The sequence below is a fragment of the Tardiphaga sp. genome, from assembly GCF_044336785.1.
GTDB lineage: Bacteria > Pseudomonadota > Alphaproteobacteria > Rhizobiales > Xanthobacteraceae > Tardiphaga.
This window is the reverse complement of the sequence record NZ_JBIIOT010000010.1, coordinates 21805-42035: the sequence shown is the minus strand read 5'-3', so window position 1 is coordinate 42035 and position 20231 is coordinate 21805. Positions and strand designations below refer to the sequence as shown.

Genomic DNA, 20231 nt, shown 5'->3' with positions numbered 1-20231 from the left:
GAGCTTTCGACGATGGGGCATGGCACTGGCAATTGCAGTGGTAACCGCAACATCGCCAGCGCTTGCTCAAACCGTCAGGAACGTCTCCGAAAACAACGCGTCCGTCGCACGTGCCAACAATGCAGCGGTTTCGCTGTTCAAGAAGGGGGATTATGCGCGGTCACTGGCGGCGCTGGATGACCTGATCCGGCGTCACCCCAAGGCCGCACTTCCTTATTCCACCCGCGGTGCCGTGTACTTCCAGCTCAAGAAATATGACGAGGCGGTCAAGGACTACACGCAAGCGATCGGTCTCGGCCAGAACGACACCGTCACGGTGCTCAATCGTGCTTCGGCCTATTCGAAGAACGGCGAATTCGACAAGGCACTCGATGATTGCAATGCGATCATTCGCGTCAACCCGCGCAATGCGGTCGCCTATCGCGTTTGCGGCGTGGCCTATCAGGGCAAGGGCGACGTCGAGCGTGCCTTCACCAACCTGAACGAGTCCGCACGCATGGACCCGCGCGCCGGCAAGACCTTTGTCGCGCGCGGCATGGCCTATGAGCAGATCGGGCAAAGCGAGAAAGCGAAAGCGGATTTCGCACAGGCCGGCCGGGTCGATCCATCATCCGTCGCCCCGCGCGAAATGGCCGAGGCCCGCGAGCGCGCGACGGGCCTCGCCACCGCATCCAAGCCGGCACCGCCGGTTGTCATGGCCGCGCCCAAACCTGCTGCCGATCCCACACCAACTGTGATCGCGCAGGACGCACCGGGTGGCGAGACCCGCGTGGCGCTGGTGATCGGAAATGGCGCCTACGCTTCGGTGCCGAAACTGCCAAATCCAAACAGCGATGCCAGGTCGGTCGCGGACTCGCTCAGCGCCGCCGGCTTCAAAACGGTGCATCTCGACAATGACCTCACCGCCACGGCGATGCGCGAGAAGCTGAATGCGTTCTCGGCGGAGGCGTCGCAGGCCGACTGGGCCGTCGTCTATTATGCCGGGCACGGGATCGAGGTGAATGGCATCAACTATCTCATCCCGATCGATGCGAAGCTGAAGACCGACCGTTCCGTCCAGTTCGAGGCGGTGCCTCTGGACTCCGTACTGACCAGTGTCGAAAGCGCGCGAAAGTTGCGGCTGGTCATTCTGGACGCATGCCGCGACAATCCGTTCCTGCGCGACATGGCCAAGACGGTCGCCAGCCGCTCCGTGGGGCGCGGGCTTGCCCGGATCGAACCGGAAGCGAGCGCGACCCTCGTGGCTTATGCGGCCAAGGCCGGGCAGGTGGCATCGGATGGTGTGGCCGGGCAGGCGAATAGTCCTTTTGCAACTGCGCTGATCCGCAACATGCAAAAGCCCGGCGTCGAGATCCGCAAGTTTTTTGGCCTGGTTCGCGATGACGTCATGGCGGCCACGGGGCAGACCCAGGAGCCGTTCGTCTACGGTTCGCTGGGCGGCGATGACTATTTCCTCCGCAAACCGTGATGATCATGTCGCAGGCCTGTGGCTGGCATTTGACCGGCGGCTCTGGCAAGACGTCACGCCATGGCAGACGCTTTCCACGGCCTCACAGAATTCGTGAGGGAGCATCAGGCTTGGGCTGCGCCCATCGTCCTGATCCTTGCTTTCTGCGAGTCACTCGCATTCATTTCGTTGCTGGTCCCGGCCTGGGGCGCGCTGGTCGCAATCGGCGCGCTGGTCGCTGCCAGCGATCTCAGCATATGGCCGGTGCTGATCGCCGGAGCCGTTGGTGCGGCCTTGGGTGACTGGCTGTCTTACTGGTTCGGCTTCAAATACAAGGATCGCGTCGCCCAGATGTGGCCGCTGTCGAAATATCCCAACCTGCTGCCGCGCGGCGAAGCCTTCATCCAGAAATGGGGCGTCCCGAGTATTTTCATCGGGCGCTTTTCCGGTCCGCTGCGTGCGTCGGTGCCGCTGGTGGCCGGCATTTTTGAAATGCCATATTGGCGCTTCCAGCTCGCCAATTTTACATCGGCCTTTGTTTGGGCGGGCGTGCTCATCATGTGCGGCGATGCATTGTCGGTCGCCACCGAATGGGCCCTCAAACTCAAGTAACTTATCGGAATAATCGTCTCGTCCAGGTGTTGATCGGGCGCAAGGCGATCTGCTGTCTCGCGGAAATGTCAAACCGCTGATAAAGATCGCTGCGACATTTGCCCGGCATCATGCTGGTCAGTTTCACTGGAGGGATGGATCATGGACTTGTCACGTCGTCAGGCTCTCACCGGCGCCGCTGCGCTTGCAGCAACGCCGCTCGTTTCAGCAATCCCCGCCAAGGCCGCTGCGCCGCTCGCCGACAAGCAAGCGCCGAGCTTCTATCGCTACAAGGTCGGCGATGCCCAGGTGAACGTGATCTCAGACGGCGCCAACACCTTTCCGCTGGCCGACACCTTTGTGCTGAATGCGAAGAAGGACGAGGTCAACGCGCAGCTCGAAAAGTCTTTCCTGCCGAAGGACAAGATGACCATCCACTTCGCGCCGCTGGCCATCAACACCGGCGGCAAGCTGGTGGTGATCGACACCGGCAACGGCCCGGGCGCATTCGCTGCCACCAAGGGCAATGTCGGCCAGTTCGCCAGTAACCTCGCGGCCGCCGGCATCGACGCGAAGAATGTCGATACTGTGGTGATCTCGCATTTCCACGGCGACCATGTGAATGGTCTTCTCGCGGCCGATGGCACGCCGGCTTTCCCGAATGCTGAAATCTTGGTGCCGGCCGTGGAGTGGAAGTACTGGAACGACGACGGCGAACTCGTCAAGGCGTCCAGCGATCGCATGAAGGGCCTGTTCGCCAGCAACCGCAAACTCTTCAATGACGGTCTCAAGGGCAAGGTCACGCCCTATGAGTGGGGCAAGGACGTCGCTCCAGGCCTGCTCGCCGTGGAGGCCGTCGGCCACACGCCGGGTCACACCTCGTTCATCCTGTCGTCGGGCAGCGACAAGCTGTTCATCCAGTCCGACATCACCAATCAGCCGGCGCTGTTCGCGACCAATCCCGGCTGGCACCTGATGTTCGACCAGGATCCGGCCCAGGCCGAAGCCACCCGCCGCAAGGTCTATGAAATGCTGGTGGCCGAGAAGATGCGCGTGCAGGGCTTCCACTATCCGTTCCCGGCCAATGGCCACGTGGTCAAGGACGGCAGTGGCTACCGCATCGTGCCGGCGCCGTGGAGCCCGGTCTGATTGGTTTAGCTTGACGGATCATGGGCGCGGGCTTATGTCCGCGGCCATGATCAATTTCGTGACCAGCGCCATCGCCCGCCGTCGCCGCATTCCCGCGGCAGCAGGCGCTCGTCTCTAAGGATCGCCTCACTGCCGCCGGATACGGTCCGCGGCAGTCTCTCCCCCGAACAGCAGCGCGATCCATCCGGCGGCCTTCACCCCCGAAGGAGCCTGAAATGTATACCCCGCCAAGATTCCAGACCGACCGCAGCGATGCCTTGGCGTTCGCGGACGCGCGTGGCTTCGGGACGGTGTGCGCCTTCGACGGCCGCAAGCCGGTCGGCTCCGCGGTGCCGTTCTATCTGGAATACGGCCGGGACGGCACGCCGCATCTGGCCTTCCATCTGGCGCGGCAGAACCCGCTGCTCAAGCTCGCCGACGGTGTGACGCCATGGGCCATGGCGGTCACCGGCGCCGACGCCTATGTCTCGCCCGACTGGTACGTCTCGCCCGATCAGGTCGGCACCTGGCTCTATCAGGCGGTGCATCTCACCGGCCCCGCGCGGCTTCTCCCGGATCACAGGCTCGGTCCGCATCTTGACGCACTGAGCGCCAGGTTCGAAAGCTGGCTCGCGCCGAAGCCGCCCTGGACCTCCGACAAGATGGCGGCCGGGCGGCTGGAAGCGATGAAGAAGGCGATCGTCGGCGTGGTGATGGCGGTGGATGAGGTGGAGGGCAGCTTCAAGCTCAACCAGCACAAGTCCGACGCCGATCATCTGGCTGTCATGAGCGCGCTGGCCATGCGGCCGGAGCCGGCGGCCGTGGAGATTTCGGGCGCGATGCGCAAATTACGGCCGCATTTGTTTGCGGAAGAGACGTCACATTTGACTGATATGGCCGAGGCGGAAGGATTTATGGGATGAGCAACAAGAAGAAAATCGCCATTTTGGGCGCCTCTGGCTACACCGGCGCCGAACTGGTCCGGCTGCTGCTGCGCCACCCGAAGGTCGAACTGAGCATTCTCACGGCCGACCGACGCGCCGGTCAGCAGATGGGCGACGTGTTTCCGCAATTCGCGCCGTATGAGCTGCCGACTTTGGTGACCATCGACAGCGTCGATTGGACCACTGCCGGCATCGATCTCGTATTCTGCGCGCTGCCGCATGCGACCACGCAAAAAGTGCTGCAGGATGTCCTGGCCAAGGCGCCGGACATCAAGGTCGTCGATCTCTCGGCCGATTTCCGGCTGAGCGATCCCGCCGCCTATGCGAAATGGTATGGCCACGAGCATCATGCGCTGGAGCTGCAGAAGGAAGCCGTCTACGGCCTCGTCGAAGTGTATCGGCGCGACATCAAGAAGGCGCGTCTCGTCGCCAATCCCGGCTGCTACACGTCCTGCGCCCAGCTGCCGCTGGTCCCGCTGATCAAGGCCAAGGCGATCGAGACAGACGAGATCGTCATCGACGCCAAATCGGGCATGACCGGCGCCGGCCGCTCGGCCAAAGAAGAGATGCTGTTCTCCGAAGTCTCCGACGGCTTCAACGCCTATGGCGTCGGCAAGCACCGGCACATGGCCGAGCTCGACGAGCAGTTCTCGAAAGCTGCCGGCAAGGAGGTCATCGTCTCGTTCACGCCGCATCTCTTGCCGCAGAACCGCGGCATCCTCTCGACGATCTATGTCCGCGGCCGGCGCGGCAAGACCGCCGAGGAGCTGCACGAGATCCTGGTGAAGCAGTATGAGAAAGAGCCGTTCGTCTATGTACTGCCATTCGGCAAGACGCCTCATACGCGGCATGTGCGCGGCTCCAACATGACCTTCATCGGCGTCGCCGCGGACCGTATCCCGGGCCGCGCGATCATCGTCTCGACGTTGGACAATTTGACGAAGGGCGCGTCGGGGCAGGCGGTGCAGAACATGAATCTTGTGCTGGGTTTTGCCGAGACGCTGGGTATCGATCAGCCGGCGATGTTCCCGTAACTCCGCCCCTCATGGTGAGGAGGCGCGTAGCGCCGTCTCGAACCATGAGTTGGCCTGGCTCTGGTGTCTGCGGCCATCCTTCGAGACGCGGCCTGCGGCGCTCCTCAGGATGAGGGTGGAGTGAGGCACGGCATAAAAACAAACGGCCCGGATTTCAATTCGGGCCGTTTCTTTATGAAGATTATCAAAACCTCACAGATCCCGCATCATCACGATCGACGTCTGCCGAAATCCATGCCGTTCGAAGAAATGATGGGCGCGATGGTTGTCGACGCCGCTCTCCAGGAAGAAGCGCGTCACGCCGCGTGTGCGGCATTGCTCCGCGAGCCAGTCGAATAGCGCGCTGCCATGCCCATGGCCGCGAACCGTCGGCGAAAACAGCACGTCGTGGATGGTCGCAAAAGGCCGTTCCCGATTGAGCCGTGAGATTTCGACCAAAGCAAAGCCCACGATCATGCCGTCCTGCGTCGCTGTCGCGATCATCACCTCATCGCCGGACCCATTCGCGAGCAGGCCTTCGAGATATTTTCGCGCCTTGATCGCGCGGTCCGAAGCCCATCGACCGATGTCGTCAGCAACGCCGTATTGCAGCTCCGAATGAGAGATGTAAGCGGGATCATCATAAGCGAGCAGGATGCCAAGAACGGCGTCGGTCGCGGTTGCGTCGTGACACCAGTTGAATTCGACTGGATGTGTCACTGATGGTTCGGAAGACATCGCCGTCCTGTCGGTTGAAACAGATGCGCGCGTCATCATGCGCGTCGCCGTCTTACCAGACAGCCGACGGATCGTGACTCGACATATAGGCAAGCGCCAAAACAAAACGGCCCGGATTTGCATCCGGGCCACTTCGCATTCAGTTCAGTGCGCAGCTTACGCGACAGCCTTCGCGTCGGTTGCCACTTCCGAGATCGTCTTCAGGATCTGCGAAGCGATCTGGTAGGGGCAGCCCTGGGAGTTCGGGCGGCGGTCTTCCAGATAGCCCTTGTAGTCGTTCTTCACGAACGAATGCGGGACGCGGATCGAGGCGCCGCGGTCGGCAACGCCGTAGGAGAACTTGTTCCACGGCGCGGTTTCGTGCTTGCCGGTCAGGCGCATGTGGTTGTCCGGACCGTAGACATTGATGTGGTCCATCAGGTTCTTGTCGAACTGGGCCATCAGGGCTTCGAAGTAAGCCTTGCCGCCGACCGTGCGCATATATTCGGTCGAGAAGTTGGCGTGCATGCCCGAGCCGTTCCAGTCGGTATCGCCGAGCGGCTTGCAGTGGAATTCGATATCGATGCCGTATTTCTCCGTCAGGCGGAGCAGCAGGTAGCGCGCGATCCACATTTCGTCAGCGGCCTTCTTGGAGCCCTTGCCGAAGATCTGGAATTCCCACTGGCCCTTGGCCACTTCGGCATTGATGCCTTCGTGGTTGATGCCGGCGGCGAGGCAGAGGTCGAGATGTTCTTCGACGATCTCGCGGGCGACCGAGCCGACATTCTTGAAGCCGACGCCGGTGTAGTAGGGGCCCTGCGGAGCGGGGAAGCCATCAGCCGGGAAGCCGAGCGGGCGGCCGTTCTCGTAGAAGAAGTATTCCTGCTCGAAGCCGAACCATGCGCCGGGATCGTCGAGAATGGTGGCGCGATGGTTGGACGGATGCGGGGTGACGCCATCAGGCATCATGACTTCGCACATCACCAGCGCGCCGTTGACACGGGCTGCGTCCGGGAACACGGCGACGGGCTTCAGCACGCAATCCGACGAACGGCCTTCGGCCTGCTCGGTGGACGAGCCGTCGAAGCCCCACAGCGGCAGCTGTTCGAGCGTCGGGAAGGCATCGAAATCCTTGAGCTGGGTCTTGCCACGCAGGCTCTGCGTCGGCTTGTAACCATCGAGCCAGATATACTCGAGCTTATACTTGGTCATTCAGGTCTCTCACGAGTTGGCGAAAGGAGTGAACCCCGGCAGGAGTAAACTCTGGACAATGCCGGGATCGGAAGTTCCATGCCCGGCGGCGCTGCTTTATAAGCACGTAGTATGCCAACTTGTCGCGGTGCAACGGTTTTGTGACGGAAAAATCGCCACGCCTCCAGTGCCATCCACAGGTCGCCTGCGACGACTGGCGATGGACGAGATTCGGAGCGGATTCTTTCAGAAATCTCAGGGTTTTGGGTGTCCTACGAAAATACCGTCTGCTCAAATCCGTAGCACGGTCATTTTCTGAGGAACTTTTCTGCCTGCTGGACGCTCATTCAGCCGGTGTGGAGCCTGTCCGCGGTGGCCAAAAATTGCGTGCCCGAAGCGCATGCGGCTTGTCTGCGCATATTGTTGGCAATTGCCTGCTTTTTTGAAGGCAGTCGGCACAAACCAAGGGCGGGCCTGTTACATTTGAGCTTCCTGACAGCCAAACGCACACAAAAACACGTCAGGCAGGAGATCCAGGAGATGAGAATAAGCAACCATTCCGGTCCACCGCAGCCGACGGCGACCATCTATCAGTTCCCGGTAGGCGGCCGTGCAGCACTTGAGCGACGTCCGGGCGAGATCAAGCCGATCGACTTCAGTGCCTATCCCGCCGTCGATTTCGGCTCAGGCTGGTATCACGACGATGCCATCGCCGAAGACAAGCGGAAGGTGGAGCATTGAGAGCGTCGGGTGAAGTAGGAGGCCCAGGGTCGAGACAGCAATGTTTCGGCCCTTTTTCGTGGGCGCCTCAGGTCCCGAAGATCGACCAGCCGAGGCGCCGTGTCAGCTCTTCCAGCGCGATGCGCCCGAGATGCGAATTGCCGTGGTGATCGAGGCCTGGCGCCCAGACGGCGATCGAGGCCTTCCCCGGCGCGACTGCGATGATGCCGCCGCCGACGCCGCTTTTGCCGGGGAGGCCGACGCGATAGGCGAATTCGCCGGAGCCGTCATAGTGGCCGCACATCAGCATCAGCGCATTGATGCGGCGCGCGCGCTCGGATGAGACGACCGAAAGTCCGGTGCTCGGATTGCGCCCGGAATAAGCGAGGAACCGCGTCGCCATGGCCAACTGCCGGCACGACATCGCGATGGCGCAGTGGTGGAAATAGACGCCGAGCGTGAAGTCCACGGGATTGCTGATCACGCCGAACGACTTCATGTAATTCGCCAGCGCGGTGTTGCGGAAGCCCGTACGCTTCTCCGAGGCCGCCACGGTCTCGTCGATCACGATGCCGCTGTCACCCGACAAAAACTGCATGAAGCGCAGGATCTCGCCGATCGCCTCGCGCGGCTGATGGCCGGACAGGATCACATCGGTGACGGCGATGGCGCCGGCATTGATGAAGGGGTTGCGCGGCACGCCGCGTTCGCGCTCGAGCTGGACGATGGAGTTGAACGGGTTACCCGACGGCTCGCGGCCCACATGCTTCCAGAGCCGGTCGCCGACCATGCCGAGCGCCAGCGTCAGCGTGAACACTTTTGAGATGCTCTGGATCGAGAACGGCACATCGGCATCGCCGCCGGCGGCGACATTGCCGTCGCCGTCCACGACGACCAGCGCGAATTGATTGGGATCGACGCCCGCGAGCTCGGGAATGTAGCTCGCGACTTCGCCGCGGTCGGGCCGCTGCGCCATCTCTGCGGCAATTTCAGTGACAACGGTCTGGAGATCGGGCGCAGCTTTGCTCATTGCGGTGAATTAGCGGATTCCGGTTCAGACCGGAATACGCAGGATCGCGACAGCCAGCACTGCCTGGGCCACGAAGCCGATGATGAAAGCCACCGTGCGCAGCACCGGCAAGCCGAGCGTGTAGACCACCAGATGCGCGATGCGCGACCAGAAATAGACGATGCAGGCCATGACGGTGGCCGGGGTCGAGACGTCGGCGAGATTGAGGATGATCACCAGCGGCGCGAAGATGATCAGGTTCTCGACCGCATTGTCGTGGGCGAACATCATCCGGTTGGCCCATTCGGCCTGCGGTTTGTCGTTGCGCGAGGGATTGGCCATCGATCCGCCGACGCCGCGCACCATGATGCGGTTGAGGATATAGGGCAGCCACATCACGCCAGTGAGAATCACCGTCAGCGTCAGCCAGAACAACTCGCGTGTCATGGTCGGTTCCTTGTCAGAAATTCCCGCGAAAACGCGGGGAGATGGTCATGCAAAATCGGGAGCAGGGCGGACCGCCCTGCGTGTTGGCGCAGCATAGACGGTCGGTGTGACAACGCCAAGGGAAGGGAATTTGTGCTTTTGCTGTCGTCGCCCGGCTTGACCGGGCGATCCACTAACCGGCGCCATTCGCGACAATCGCCACACGAGAGCTTACTCGGCCACCCGCTTTCGCGGATGGCCGCAAGCGCGCTATGCCTGCACCCGAACGTAACTCCCCGGTGCATCCTCAATGGCCGGATAGGCCTCGGTCCCCACCTGTCGCGCGGGCACTTCCTCGCCGTCGATGCTGCCGATCCATTCACGCCAGTTCGGCCACCACGACCCCGCATGCTCCGTCGCCGACTTCATCCAGTCGGCGACATTGGCCGCGTGATTGCTGTCATTGGTCCAGTACTGATATTTGCCCGAGGCTGGCGGGTTGACGACGCCCGCGATATGGCCCGAACCGGACAGCACATATTTCACCGGCCCGCCGAAGAATTGCGAGCCATAGAGCACCGACTCCGCCGGGGCGATGTGGTCCTCGCGCGTGGCCAGATTATAGACCGGCACTTTCACCTTGGAGAGATCGAGTCGCGTATTGTCGAGCACCATATTGCCGGTGGAGAGCTTGTTCTCGAGATAGCAGTTGCGCAGATAGAACGAATGATTGGCCGCCGGCATCCGTGTCGCGTCGGAATTCCAGTGCAACAGGTCGAATGGCTTCGGCAGATTTCCCTTGAGATAGTTGTTCACGACATAGGACCAGATCAGGTCGTTCGAGCGCAGCATGTTGAAGGCCATGGCCATCTTGCTGCCTTCGAGCACGCCGGCGGTCTGCATGTCCTTTTCCAGCGCTGCAATCTGATCCTCGTCGACGAACACCATGAGATCGCCGGCATGGGTAAAGTCGATCTGGGCCGCCATGAAGGTCGCCGACGCCGCACGCACGCGGCGATGCTCGGCGAGCCAGGCCAGTGTGGACGCGAGCAGGGTGCCGCCGACGCAATAGCCGATCGTGTGCATCGTGAGTTCGCCCGTGACCTTCTCGATCACATCCATGGCAGCCAGCGGGCCCTGCTTCATGTAGTCTTCAAAGGTCTTGGCACCGAGCGCCTTGTCCGGATTGACCCACGAGATCACGAACACCGTGAGGCCCTGATCGACGCACCACTTGATGAACGACTTCTCCGGTTTCAGATCGAGGATGTAGAACTTGTTGATCCAGGGCGGCACGATCAGCAGCGGGGTGCGCAGCACGCTCTCCGTTGCCGGCGTGTATTGGATCAGCTGCATCACCTCGTTCTGATAGATCACCTTGCCCGGCGTCGTCGCCATATTGACGCCGACGGCAAGGCCGCTCGGATCGGACTGGCGAATGCGCAGTGCACCGCGGCCGGCCTCGATATCCTCGGCCAGCATGCCCATGCCGCGCATCAGGTTGCCGCCATTCGACGCCACGGTCTCGCGCAGCACTTCCGGATTGGTCAGCACAAAATTCGACGGTGACATCGCATTGGTGATTTGCGTGACATAGAATTCGGCCTTCTTGCGCGTATGCGCATCCAGTCCCTCGGCATTGCGCACCAGCTCATGCGCCCACTGGGTGCCGAGCAGATAGGCCTGCAGCACGAAATCGAAAAACTGGTTCGACTTCCATTCGGGATCGCTGAAGCGCTTGTCCTTGAGCGGCGGCTGCGATGACGGCTCGCTCGCCTGGCCGGTCATCCGGCGCATCGCCGTGCCCCAGAGATCGAGGTATGCTTTTCCGAGCTTCATCTGCAGCTCGGTGGAGCGCTTCTCGTCGGACAGCCAGTAATTCGCCACCGTGCTGAAGGTCTTGATGATTTCGGTCAGCTCATTCGGCGGCTTATCGACGGTTTCGCCGTTCTGCCGCGGCTGCAGATAGGCTGCCAGCGCCTTGCCGCTGCTTTCCATGGCGCGGGCCATGTTGAGCGCAAAGGTCTCCGGATTGAACGGTTTGGCGCCATCGTCAGCCTTACCGTTGGCTTGGCCGGGAGAAGGTCGGGTATCGGCAACGTCGGTCATGGCGCGGCTTCGATTTCATTCCAATGCGGTGACGATACGTCACCACGCGGCAGCATGATGACATAGTTCGCAGATCGCCGCAGGATTCGATGTGCTGCAGCGCGTCATGCGTCTTGCTTCGGTCATATTAGGCAGCCAAGCCTGCACCATTCTGACGGTGTTAAAGATTTGTCACGTAGATGGTGCGGCGCGGTCGGGATGAGGCCGTGCGAAAAGTGATGGTAGGTTGTGGCGTGACGCGTTCGGGAACGATGGGCAGGACACTGGCAGGCAGCCGGGCAGGGACTGTGGCAGCGCTGCTGGCGCTTGGCGTGGTTCTGGGCGGCTGCGCCTCGACCGTCGCCGATCTGCCCGTGGTCGGCGCCCCCGCCGGCCTGCCGCAGCGGCCGGCCCAGCCCGGCGAATACCTTCCAGTGCACGATATCCCGACCACCCGCATTAGCGGTCCCACGCTCGCTCCGGCCGAGCAGGCCAAGCTCGAGGCCGACCTGATCAAGGCCCGCGACCGCCAGGCCGTGGTGACGCCGGCCGATCCAGCGGCAAAAACCTCGACCCGCTGAGCGATTCCACCCGGTCGTGACTGGTGTCACCCGGTCCCCATGCTAAAAAGAAGCGATTCAACCGCACCTTGAAGGCGGTTCCCCCGGAGCCCGAGACCCATGGAAGAGTTTTACCGTATTCGCCGCCTGCCGCCCTATGTGTTCGAACAGATCAACCGGGCCAAAGCCGCCGCGCGTAATTCGGGCGCCGATATCATCGATATGGGCATGGGCAATCCGGACCTGCCGACCCCGCCGCATGTGCTTGAAAAGCTCAAAGAGACGCTCGGCAAGCCACGCACCGATGGCTATTCGTCGTCGAAGGGCATCCCCGGCCTGCGCAAGGCCCAAGCTGGCTACTATGCCCGCCGCTTCGGCGTGAAACTGAACCCGGACACCCAGATCGTTGCCACGCTCGGCTCCAAGGAGGGCTTTGCGAACGTCGCGCAAGCCATCACCGCGCCGGGCGATGTCGTGCTGGTGCCGAATCCCAGCTATCCCATCCATGCCTTCGGCTTCCTGATGGCGGGCGGCGTGATCCGTTCGGTGCCGTCCGACCCGACGCCGGACTTCTTCCCGGCGGTCGAGCGCGCCATTCAGCATTCGATCCCGAAGCCGATCGCGCTGGTGGTCTGCTATCCGTCGAATCCGACCGCCAAGGTCGCCAGCCTCGATTTCTACAAGGACCTCGTGGCCTTCGCGAAGAAGCACGAGATCTACATCCTGTCCGACCTCGCTTATGCCGAGGTCTATTTCAACGATGCCAATCCGCCGCCGTCGGTGCTGCAGGTGCCCGGCGCCATCGATGTCTGCGTCGAATTCACCTCGATGTCCAAGACCTTCTCCATGGCCGGTTGGCGCATGGGCTTTGCAGTTGGCAATGAGCGCATCATTTCGGCGTTAAGCCGCGTGAAGTCTTATCTGGACTACGGTGCCTTTACGCCGGTGCAGGTTGCGGCCACGGCTGCGCTCAACGGCCCGGAAGACTGCATCAAGGAAATGCGCGACACCTACCGCAAGCGCCGCGACGTGTTGGTGGACAGCTTCGGCCGGGCCGGCTGGACCATTCCGTCACCGGAATCGTCGATGTTCGCCTGGGCGCCACTTCCCGAGAAATTCCGCGAAGTCGGCTCCATGCAGTTTGCAACGCTTCTCGTTGAAAAGTCCGGTGTGGTTGTGGCGCCCGGCATCGGTTTCGGCGAACACGGTGAGGGCTATGTCCGCATCGCCATGGTCGAAAACGAGCAGCGCATTCGCCAGGCTGCCCGCGGCGTCCGCCGCTTCCTTGAAAGCGGGCTGGAAACGTTGCACAACGTGGTTCCGCTCGCCACCCGGCGATAAGGCCTTTGCGGAAGCCGCCTGGCTTCCGCAAAACCTCTGCTCACGAAGAAAATCCGACAGGTTACAGTTTTATGGTCGCACCCCTCAAAGTGGGTATCGCGGGTCTCGGCACCGTTGGTGCCGAAGTCGTCCGTCTCATCGAAGCGCAACAGTCCATCCTCGCGGCCCGCTGTGGTCGTGGCATCAAGGTTGTGGCGGTCACCGCCCGCAACAAGGCCAAGAAGCGTGGCATCGATCTGCGCGGCATCGACTGGATGAAGGACCCGCTGGCGGTCGCGACCCATCCGGAAGTTGATTGCTTCGTCGAACTGATGGGCGGCGCAGGCGATCCTGCTTTGTCGTCGATCTCCGCAGCCCTCGCATCCGGCAAGTCGGTCGTTACCGCCAACAAGGCGCTGGTCGCCAAGCATGGCCTCAAGCTCGCGGCATCCGCAGAGAAACATGGCGGCGCGCTGAACTATGAAGCCGCCGTTGCCGGCGCCATCCCGGTGATCAAGACTCTCCGTGAGGGCCTGTCCGGTACCTCGATCAATCGCGTCTATGGCATTCTCAACGGCACCTGCAATTACATCCTGACCCGGATGGAGCAGGAGGGCCTGTCCTTCGCCGAATGTCTCAAGGATGCGCAGCGCCTCGGTTATGCCGAAGCCGAACCGTCCTTCGACGTGGACGGCTATGACACCGCGCAAAAACTCGCGATCCTGGCCAGCCTCGCTTTCGGCACCAAACTCGCCGAAAGCGCCGTGTCGGTGGAAGGCATCTCCACAATCGCGGCTGAAGATCTGCGGGCCGCCGCTGATCTCGGCTATCGCATCAAGCTGCTCGGTGTCGCCATGCGCACCAAGACGGGTATCGAACAGCGCGTACATCCGACCATGGTCCCGCTGACCTCATCCATCGCGCAAGTGATGGGCGTCACCAATGCGGTCACCATCGACGGCGCTGGTATCGCGCCGATCACGCTGGTCGGTCCCGGCGCAGGTGGCGCGGCGACGGCCTCTGCCGTGCTCGCCGATATCGCCGATGTCGCCCGCAACGTCCGCGCGCTGCCCTTCGCGCAGCCGGTGACAAAGCTCACACCCACCACCAAGGCGCCGATGGAGCGTCACGAAGGCGGTTATTACATCCGCCTGATGGCCCGTGACCTCGCCGGCACTGCCGCGCGCATCGCCACGCGTCTCGCCGAACAGAAGATCTCGCTCGAATCCATCGTGCAGAAACATCCGAATGGTGGCCTCGAACCCATCGATGGCACCAAGAAATCGTCACCCGTGCCGGTTATCCTGATCACCTATGCCACCTCCGAGGACGCCATGCGCCGCGCGCTGCAGGCGGTGCAGAAGGACAAGGTGATCTCCGGCAAGCCGCAGGTCATTCGTATCGAAAAGAACTGAACGCCCGCGTCAGCGTTATACGGGGGCAGCCGCCCCAACGGGGTGTCTGTCCCCGCCGAACTAAAGGAGCCAATCCATGTCCACCGTTATTTCCGTCCCGCCGCAGCAGCTCCTCGAGCGCATCCTGACGCTGGAAATCGTCCGCGTCACCGAGCGCGCCGCTGTCTCCGCTGCGCGCCTGCGCGGCCATGGCAAGGAAAAGGCCGCCGACCAGGCGGCGGTGGACGCGATGCGCCGCGAGCTCAACAAGCTGCCGATCGAGGGCACCATCGTGATCGGCGAGGGTGAGCGCGACGAAGCACCGATGCTCTTCATCGGCGAGAAGGTCGGCATCAATGCCGGCCCCAAGGTGGACATCGCCGTCGATCCGCTCGAAGGCACCACGCTGTGCGCCAAGGACATGCCGGGCTCGATCGCCACGCTGGCGATGGCCGATGGCGGCACGCTGCTGCATGCGCCCGACGTCTATATGGAAAAGCTGGCAATTGGTCCCGGCTACGACAAGAACCTGCTCGACCTTGACGCGCCGCCGGCCGAAAACATCCAGCGCCTCGCCAAGGCCAAGGGCGTGCCGGTGTCCGAGATCACGGCGCTGGTGCTGGAACGTCCGCGTCATGAACCTCTCATCAACGCGATCCGCGCCACCGGCGCCTCGCTGCGTTTGATCCCGGACGGCGACGTCGCCGGCGTCATTCACACCACCGATCCCGACAAGTCGGGCATCGATATCTATATGGGCACCGGCGGTGCGCCTGAAGGCGTGCTGGCGGCCGTGGCGCTGCGCTGCATCGGCGGCCAGATGCTGACCCGCCTGATCCTCGACACCGACGAGAAGCGCGAGCGCGCCAAGAAGATGGGCGTCAACGATCCGAAGATGATCTATCGCATCGAGGACATGGCCAAGGGCGACTGCCTGTTCGCTGCAACGGGTGTCACAGACGGCGCGCTACTGTCCGGCGTCAAGTTCCGCGGCAATGTGATCGAGACCGAGACCATCGTCATGCGCTCGGTGACCGGCACCGTCCGCATCATCAAGGGCGAGCATCGTCAGCTCGAAAAATTCCACCTCGATTAAGTCAGCAAGGCGCAAATGCCCAAAGCCCAGAATGTCGAAATCCGCCCGGTCGGCCCCGATGAACGGGCCGCCTGGGAGCCGCTGTGGCAGGGCTATCTGACCTTCTACAAAGCGACGCTGCCGCAGGTCGCCACCGACACGGCATGGAAGCGCTTTCATGATGCGAACGAGCAGATGTTCCTGCTCGGCGCTTATGTTGACGGCAAGCTCACCGGCATCGTGCAGTTCCTGTATCACCGCTCGTCCTGGACGCCGGGTGACTATTGCTATTTGCAGGATCTGTTCGTCGATAACAGCGCGCGTGGCCTCGGTGTTGGCCGCGCATTGATTGAAGCCGTCTATGCCAAGGCGAAAGCCGATGGCTGCAGCCGCGTGCACTGGCTGACGCAGAACGAGAATGCGCAGGCGCGGATTCTGTACGATCAGGTCGCGGACAATTCCGGCTTCATGCAGTATCGGAAAGTGTTTTAGCTTGTCATTCCGGGGCGCGCCGAAGGCGCGAACCCGGAATCTTAGAATAGCTGAAACACCGTAGAGCCAAACACTCCGGGATTCCGGGTTCGCGCCTTCGGTGCGCCCCGGAATGACGATCAAGAACAAAAAACAAAACGGGAGCGAGACCATGAGCGATACATCCGCCGTCAAAGCGCTCATCTTCGACGTCTTCGGCACCGTCGTCGATTGGCGCACGAGCCTGATCAACGACCTCGGCAAATGGGGCGCGACACGCGGCGTCACCGCCGACTGGACTGCATTGGTCGATGCGTGGCGCCAAGCCTATATGCCTTCCATGGACACCGTGCGGCATCATCCCGAGCGCGGCTTCGTCAAGCTCGACAAACTGCATCGGCAATCGCTGGAAGTCCTGGTGGAGAAATTCGGCATCACCGGCTTAACCGACGACGACCTGCACCATCTCACCCTTGGCTGGCATCGCCTGCATCCGTGGAAGGACTCGGTGGCCGGCCTGACGCGGCTGAAGACGAAATACATCATCAGCCCACTGTCGAACGGCAACGTCGCCTTGCTCACCAACATGGCGAAGTTCGGCGGCCTGCCATGGGACCTCATCATGAGTGCCGAACTGTTCAAGCATTACAAGCCGGATCCCGAGAGCTATCTTGGTGCGGCTGAGATGCTCAGCCTGAAGCCGCATGAAGTGATGATGGTCGCCGCCCACAACAACGACCTCGACGCCGCACAAAAGTCCGGTCTCAAGACCGGCTTCGTCCCGCGTATCACCGAATACGGCCCGCACCAGAACCGCGACTTCAAGGCAGAGGGTGATTGGGACGTGGTGGCCGAAGATTTCAAGGATCTGGCGAAACGGCTGGGGTGCTGAGTGCCTGATCGCACTCCACCCTCATCCTGAGGAGCCGCGCAGCGGCGTCTCGAAGGATGGTGGCAACCTCCGAGTCTGGCCATCTCATGGTTCGAGACGGCGCTTCGCGCCTCCTCACCATGAAGGAGGAGGAGGGCGCTGCCGATCCCGTCATTTCGGACCGCACTCCGCCCTCATCCTGAGGGAGCCGCGCAGCGGCGTCTCGAAGGATGGTGGCAACCTCCGAGCCTGGCCATCTCATGGTTCGAGACGGCGCTTCGCGCCTCCTCACCATGAGGGGGACGAGGGCGCCGCCGATGCCGTCATTTCGGATCGCACTCCACCCTCATCCTGAGGAGCCGCGCAGCGGCGTCTCGAAGGATGGTGGCAACCTCCGAGTCTGGCCATCTCATGGTTCGAAACGGCGCTTCGCGCCTCCTCACCATGAGGGGGAGGTGGGCGCCGCCGATCCCGTCATTTCGGATCGCACTCCGCCCTCATCCTGAGGAGCCGCGCAGCGGCGTCTCGAAGGATGGTGGCAACCTCCGAGCCTGGCCATCTCATGGTTCGAGACGGCGCTTCGCGCCTCCTCACCATGAGGGGGACGAGGGCGCCGCCGATCCCACCATTTGCCTCCCGCGCGCATCATGCTTATGTGCGCGCATGCCCCCGCAAACCGACATCCCCGAACTGATCCATCCCGCCTTTCTCGGCGTGACCCAGTCCGCCACCGGGCGGATCTGGCGTGACCGCGTCGATCAGCGCGGGGCCGCGCGGGCGCTGGCCATGGTGCAGCGGTTCAAGCTGCCGGAGATGCTGGCGCGCGTCATCGCCGGCCGCGGCATCGAGCTCGATGCGGTCGAGGACTTTCTCGATCCGACGATCCGAAAACTGATGCCGGATCCATACACCGTCACCCAGATGGAAGCCGCCGCGAAACGCATTGCCGATGCCGCCCAGCGGGGCGAGAAGGTGGCGATCTTCGGCGACTACGACGTGGACGGCGCGACATCCTCGGCGCTGCTCGCCTGGCATTTGCGCCATTGCGGGCTCGATCCCGACATCCACATTCCCGACCGCATCTTTGAAGGCTACGGGCCCAATGTCGATGCGATCCGCACGCTGGCGGGGAAGGGCAATACGCTGCTGGTCACGGTCGATTGCGGCACCACCAGTTTCGAGCCGCTGGCGGAAGCCAAGAAGCTCGGCATGTCCGTGGTGGTGATCGATCACCATCAGGCCAATGAAGAACTCCCCGACGTCGATGCCGTCGTGAACCCCAATCGTCTCGATGACATCTCGGGTCTCGGTCATCTCGCGGCCGTCGGCCTCGTGCTGATCACGCTGGTCGCGGTCAATCGCGAGTTGCGCGCACGCGGCTTCTGGAAGCCGGAAATGCCGGAGCCGAACCTGCTCGACATGCTGCATCACGTGGCGCTCGGCACCGTCGCCGACGTGGCCCCCCTGATCGGTCTCAACCGCGCCTTCGTCGCAAAAGGCCTGATTGCGCTCCGCCGCCGCGATCATGTCGGCCATGTCGCCCTGATGGATGTGGCGCGCCTCAACGGCCCGCCGGAAGCCTGGCATCTCGGCTTCATGCTGGGGCCGCGCATCAATGCCGGCGGCCGCATCGGGCGCGCTGATCTCGGTGTGCGCCTGCTGCTCGAAGGCGATGTGTCCGAGGCCGCGCGCATCGCTGCCGAACTCGATCGCCTCAATGTCGAACGTCGCGTTATCGAGCAGGCCGCTGAAGCGCAGGCCGAAGCGGAAGCGCTCGCATCGCTCGGCCTCGAAGATAAAGGCAGCGTCATCGTCACAGCCAGCGAAGGCTGGCATCCCGGCGTCGTCGGCCTCGTTGCCTCGCGTCTGAAAGAGAAATTTGCGCGGCCAAGCTTCGCCATCGCATTGGAGCCCGGCGGCATCGGCACGGGCTCCGGCCGCTCGATCTCCGGCGTCGATCTCGGCAAGGCCGTGCGGCAAGCCGTGGCGGATGGCTTGCTGATGAAGGGCGGCGGCCACGCAATGGCCGCCGGCGTCACGCTGCGCAAGGAAAAGCTCGGCGAATTCCGCGCGTTTCTGGAAGAGCGCCTCGCGCCCGACGTCGCGAAATCCCGCAATGAAAAAGAGCTGTTCATCGACGGCGCCGTCACCGCGCGCGGCGTCACCGTCGATCTCGTCAACACCCTCAATCGCGCCGGCCCGTTCGGCCAGGCCAATCCCGAGCCGGTCGTCGCCTTGCCGGCGCATCAACTGGCCTATGTGGATGAGGTCGGCCAGGCGCATCTGCGGCTGCGGCTCAAAGCGCCCGACGGCGCGATGGTCAATGGCATCGCCTTCCGCTCCATCGGCCAGAAGCTCGGCAACGCGCTGCAGGAATATCGCGGCCAGCAGGTCCATGTCGCCGGTTCGCTCACCGTCGATCGCTGGCAGGGACAGGAGCGGGTGCAGATGCGCGTCATCGACGTGGCGCTGCCATCGTCGGAGCCGCGGATGATCCGCTGATGCGGGCCTACGCGGCGATACGCGTGCCGCCTTCAACTTCGGCGGCGACGGGCGTGCCGGCCTCGGGCGCCACGAGGGTAAATCGATAGCCATGCAGTTCGAGCGTCGGCAGAACACCCACGCTGTCGCCGAATACTGCGATCCGGTGTGTGAGCTCCTCCGGCGAAATGGTGAGCGGGATCTGGCAGATGGCGGCGAAGTCGGCGCGCGTCTTGCGATTGTTGCCCCATCGGATGTCGCTCTCGGCCAGCGGCGACGCCTGCGTCGCCAGCGTCCGCGCCATGGTCAGCAACATCTCGATCAGCTTCGTATAGACCAGATGCTCCAGCACGCCGACAGTCATGTCCGGCGGAATGGCAAACATCTCGACGGCGACGATGGGCCCGGCATCGACGCGTTCCACCATGCGATGCATGGTGCAGCCGAAGTCGGTGGCCCGATCGTAGGTCGCGAAATGCGCCGGTGCCCAGCCCGGATAGTGCGGTGGTCCCGGATGAAAATTGTAGGCGCCATGGCCCAACTGATCGAGCACCGCGCCGGGCACGATCACATCGGTCGTGAAGGCGATCAGGCGTGACCGGCGCAACTGCCTCGGCGAGATGGCATTGAGATCGTCGAGGGTGAATGCAGGCAGCACAGTCAGGGCCGGATTGCATTCGCGGAGCCGCGGCGCGAAGACTGAATATTCGTCGTGGCCGGTCAGAAGAATAAGGGTGTCGAACATGCCTGCTGCCGATGGGAATCAAACGCAGCCAAGCGTTGCA

Annotated in this window: 19 protein-coding genes; 13 read left to right on the top strand and 6 right to left on the bottom strand. The window is 62.7% G+C overall.

The genetic code is table 11. The annotated features are described in order from the left end of the window. Nucleotides 1-19 precede the first annotated feature (19 nt). The 5 genes from ACIQ2A_RS05080 to argC all read left to right on the top strand — a co-directional run bounded on the left by ACIQ2A_RS05080 (nt 20) and on the right by argC (nt 5144). The gene (locus ACIQ2A_RS05080; RefSeq protein ID WP_398476444.1) at nt 20-1468 is read left to right on the top strand and encodes a caspase family protein; all 1449 of its coding nucleotides are present in this window, start codon (nt 20-22) and stop codon (nt 1466-1468) included. Nucleotides 1469-1528: 60 nt separating this feature from the next. Further along, entirely contained in the window at nt 1529-2059 is a 531-nt protein-coding gene (locus tag ACIQ2A_RS05075; RefSeq protein WP_398476442.1) for a DedA family protein, read from the top strand. Nucleotides 2060-2200: 141 nt separating this feature from the next. Next, nucleotides 2201-3187, top strand: a complete 987-nt coding sequence (locus ACIQ2A_RS05070) for an MBL fold metallo-hydrolase (RefSeq protein ID WP_398476440.1) — start codon at nt 2201-2203, stop codon at nt 3185-3187. A 215-nt stretch (nt 3188-3402) separates the two neighbouring features. After that, nucleotides 3403-4089, top strand: a complete 687-nt coding sequence (locus ACIQ2A_RS05065) for an FMN-binding negative transcriptional regulator (protein ID WP_398476438.1) — start codon at nt 3403-3405, stop codon at nt 4087-4089. Further along, nucleotides 4086-5144 (top strand): N-acetyl-gamma-glutamyl-phosphate reductase, encoded by a 1059-nt coding sequence (gene argC / locus ACIQ2A_RS05060; RefSeq protein WP_398476437.1) that lies wholly within the window; start codon nt 4086-4088, stop codon nt 5142-5144. Before ACIQ2A_RS05065 ends, argC begins: the two co-directional genes overlap by 4 nt. A gap of 192 nt (nt 5145-5336) precedes the next feature. On the opposite strand, the gene ACIQ2A_RS05055 is transcribed toward argC, so the two are convergent. Together ACIQ2A_RS05055 and ACIQ2A_RS05050 are read right to left on the bottom strand one after the other, a co-directional pair. After that, nucleotides 5337-5843: a GNAT family N-acetyltransferase gene (locus ACIQ2A_RS05055; RefSeq protein ID WP_398476436.1), complete on the bottom strand. Its 507-nt coding sequence runs from the start codon at nt 5841-5843 to the stop codon at nt 5337-5339. Nucleotides 5844-6017: 174 nt separating this feature from the next. Then, entirely contained in the window at nt 6018-7052 is a 1035-nt protein-coding gene (locus tag ACIQ2A_RS05050) for a glutamine synthetase beta-grasp domain-containing protein (RefSeq protein ID WP_398476434.1), read from the bottom strand. A gap of 519 nt (nt 7053-7571) precedes the next feature. On the opposite strand from ACIQ2A_RS05050, the gene ACIQ2A_RS05045 reads away from it, so the two are divergent. Further along, a complete protein-coding gene (locus tag ACIQ2A_RS05045) occupies nt 7572-7772 on the top strand; it encodes a DUF2735 domain-containing protein (protein ID WP_398476432.1) in 201 nt (66 codons plus the stop codon). 67 nt (nt 7773-7839) lie between these two features. On the opposite strand, the gene ACIQ2A_RS05040 is transcribed toward ACIQ2A_RS05045, so the two are convergent. The 3 genes from ACIQ2A_RS05040 to ACIQ2A_RS05030 form a co-directional block, all read right to left on the bottom strand. Next, complete coding sequence (locus ACIQ2A_RS05040; RefSeq protein ID WP_398476430.1) at nt 7840-8781, bottom strand: glutaminase; 942 nt, start codon at nt 8779-8781, stop codon at nt 7840-7842. 24 nt (nt 8782-8805) lie between these two features. After that, complete coding sequence (locus ACIQ2A_RS05035) at nt 8806-9207, bottom strand: MAPEG family protein (RefSeq protein WP_398476428.1); 402 nt, start codon at nt 9205-9207, stop codon at nt 8806-8808. Nucleotides 9208-9456: 249 nt separating this feature from the next. After that, on the bottom strand, nt 9457-11295 hold the full coding sequence (locus ACIQ2A_RS05030) for a PHA/PHB synthase family protein (RefSeq protein WP_398476426.1): 1839 nt from the start codon (nt 11293-11295) through the stop codon (nt 9457-9459). A 206-nt stretch (nt 11296-11501) separates the two neighbouring features. On the opposite strand from ACIQ2A_RS05030, the gene ACIQ2A_RS05025 reads away from it, so the two are divergent. From ACIQ2A_RS05025 to recJ, 7 genes are all read left to right on the top strand, one after another. After that, a complete protein-coding gene (locus ACIQ2A_RS05025; protein ID WP_398476424.1) occupies nt 11502-11855 on the top strand; it encodes a hypothetical protein in 354 nt (117 codons plus the stop codon). A gap of 99 nt (nt 11856-11954) precedes the next feature. After that, on the top strand, nt 11955-13175 hold the full coding sequence (locus ACIQ2A_RS05020) for an LL-diaminopimelate aminotransferase (RefSeq protein ID WP_398476422.1): 1221 nt from the start codon (nt 11955-11957) through the stop codon (nt 13173-13175). A gap of 71 nt (nt 13176-13246) precedes the next feature. Further along, nucleotides 13247-14569 (top strand): homoserine dehydrogenase, encoded by a 1323-nt coding sequence (locus tag ACIQ2A_RS05015; protein WP_398476420.1) that lies wholly within the window; start codon nt 13247-13249, stop codon nt 14567-14569. A 76-nt stretch (nt 14570-14645) separates the two neighbouring features. Then, entirely contained in the window at nt 14646-15644 is a 999-nt protein-coding gene (gene glpX, locus ACIQ2A_RS05010; protein WP_398476418.1) for a class II fructose-bisphosphatase, read from the top strand. A 15-nt stretch (nt 15645-15659) separates the two neighbouring features. Then, a complete protein-coding gene (locus tag ACIQ2A_RS05005; RefSeq protein WP_398476416.1) occupies nt 15660-16115 on the top strand; it encodes a GNAT family N-acetyltransferase in 456 nt (151 codons plus the stop codon). Between the two features lie 151 nt (nt 16116-16266). After that, entirely contained in the window at nt 16267-16986 is a 720-nt protein-coding gene (locus ACIQ2A_RS05000) for a haloacid dehalogenase type II (protein ID WP_398476414.1), read from the top strand. A gap of 642 nt (nt 16987-17628) precedes the next feature. Beyond that, entirely contained in the window at nt 17629-19467 is a 1839-nt protein-coding gene (gene recJ, locus ACIQ2A_RS04995) for a single-stranded-DNA-specific exonuclease RecJ (protein ID WP_398476412.1), read from the top strand. A gap of 7 nt (nt 19468-19474) precedes the next feature. Here recJ and ACIQ2A_RS04990 read toward each other — a convergent pair whose 3' ends face one another. Beyond that, the gene (locus ACIQ2A_RS04990; protein WP_398476409.1) at nt 19475-20191 is read right to left on the bottom strand and encodes a formyltransferase family protein; all 717 of its coding nucleotides are present in this window, start codon (nt 20189-20191) and stop codon (nt 19475-19477) included. Nucleotides 20192-20231: the final 40 nt, after the last annotated feature.

Bases quoted from the DNA above. Each gene is read 5' to 3' on its own strand.
- ACIQ2A_RS05050 (WP_398476434.1), bottom strand. From the start codon at position 7,052: ATGACCAAGTATAAGCTCGAGTATATCTGGCTCGATGGTTACAAGCCG.
- ACIQ2A_RS05035 (WP_398476428.1), bottom strand. From the start codon at position 9,207: ATGACACGCGAGTTGTTCTGGCTGACGCTGACGGTGATTCTCACTGGC.
- ACIQ2A_RS05020 (WP_398476422.1), top strand. From the start codon at position 11,955: ATGGAAGAGTTTTACCGTATTCGCCGCCTGCCGCCCTATGTGTTCGAA.
- ACIQ2A_RS05045 (WP_398476432.1), top strand. From the start codon at position 7,572: ATGAGAATAAGCAACCATTCCGGTCCACCGCAGCCGACGGCGACCATC.
- recJ (WP_398476412.1), top strand. From the start codon at position 17,629: ATGCCCCCGCAAACCGACATCCCCGAACTGATCCATCCCGCCTTTCTC.
- ACIQ2A_RS04990 (WP_398476409.1), bottom strand. From the start codon at position 20,191: ATGTTCGACACCCTTATTCTTCTGACCGGCCACGACGAATATTCAGTC.
- ACIQ2A_RS05000 (WP_398476414.1), top strand. From the start codon at position 16,267: ATGAGCGATACATCCGCCGTCAAAGCGCTCATCTTCGACGTCTTCGGC.
- argC (WP_398476437.1), top strand. From the start codon at position 4,086: ATGAGCAACAAGAAGAAAATCGCCATTTTGGGCGCCTCTGGCTACACC.
- ACIQ2A_RS05070 (WP_398476440.1), top strand. From the start codon at position 2,201: ATGGACTTGTCACGTCGTCAGGCTCTCACCGGCGCCGCTGCGCTTGCA.
- ACIQ2A_RS05005 (WP_398476416.1), top strand. From the start codon at position 15,660: ATGCCCAAAGCCCAGAATGTCGAAATCCGCCCGGTCGGCCCCGATGAA.
- ACIQ2A_RS05040 (WP_398476430.1), bottom strand. From the start codon at position 8,781: ATGAGCAAAGCTGCGCCCGATCTCCAGACCGTTGTCACTGAAATTGCC.
- ACIQ2A_RS05080 (WP_398476444.1), top strand. From the start codon at position 20: ATGGCACTGGCAATTGCAGTGGTAACCGCAACATCGCCAGCGCTTGCT.
- glpX (WP_398476418.1), top strand. From the start codon at position 14,646: ATGTCCACCGTTATTTCCGTCCCGCCGCAGCAGCTCCTCGAGCGCATC.
- ACIQ2A_RS05075 (WP_398476442.1), top strand. From the start codon at position 1,529: ATGGCAGACGCTTTCCACGGCCTCACAGAATTCGTGAGGGAGCATCAG.
- ACIQ2A_RS05065 (WP_398476438.1), top strand. From the start codon at position 3,403: ATGTATACCCCGCCAAGATTCCAGACCGACCGCAGCGATGCCTTGGCG.
- ACIQ2A_RS05015 (WP_398476420.1), top strand. From the start codon at position 13,247: ATGGTCGCACCCCTCAAAGTGGGTATCGCGGGTCTCGGCACCGTTGGT.
- ACIQ2A_RS05030 (WP_398476426.1), bottom strand. From the start codon at position 11,295: ATGACCGACGTTGCCGATACCCGACCTTCTCCCGGCCAAGCCAACGGT.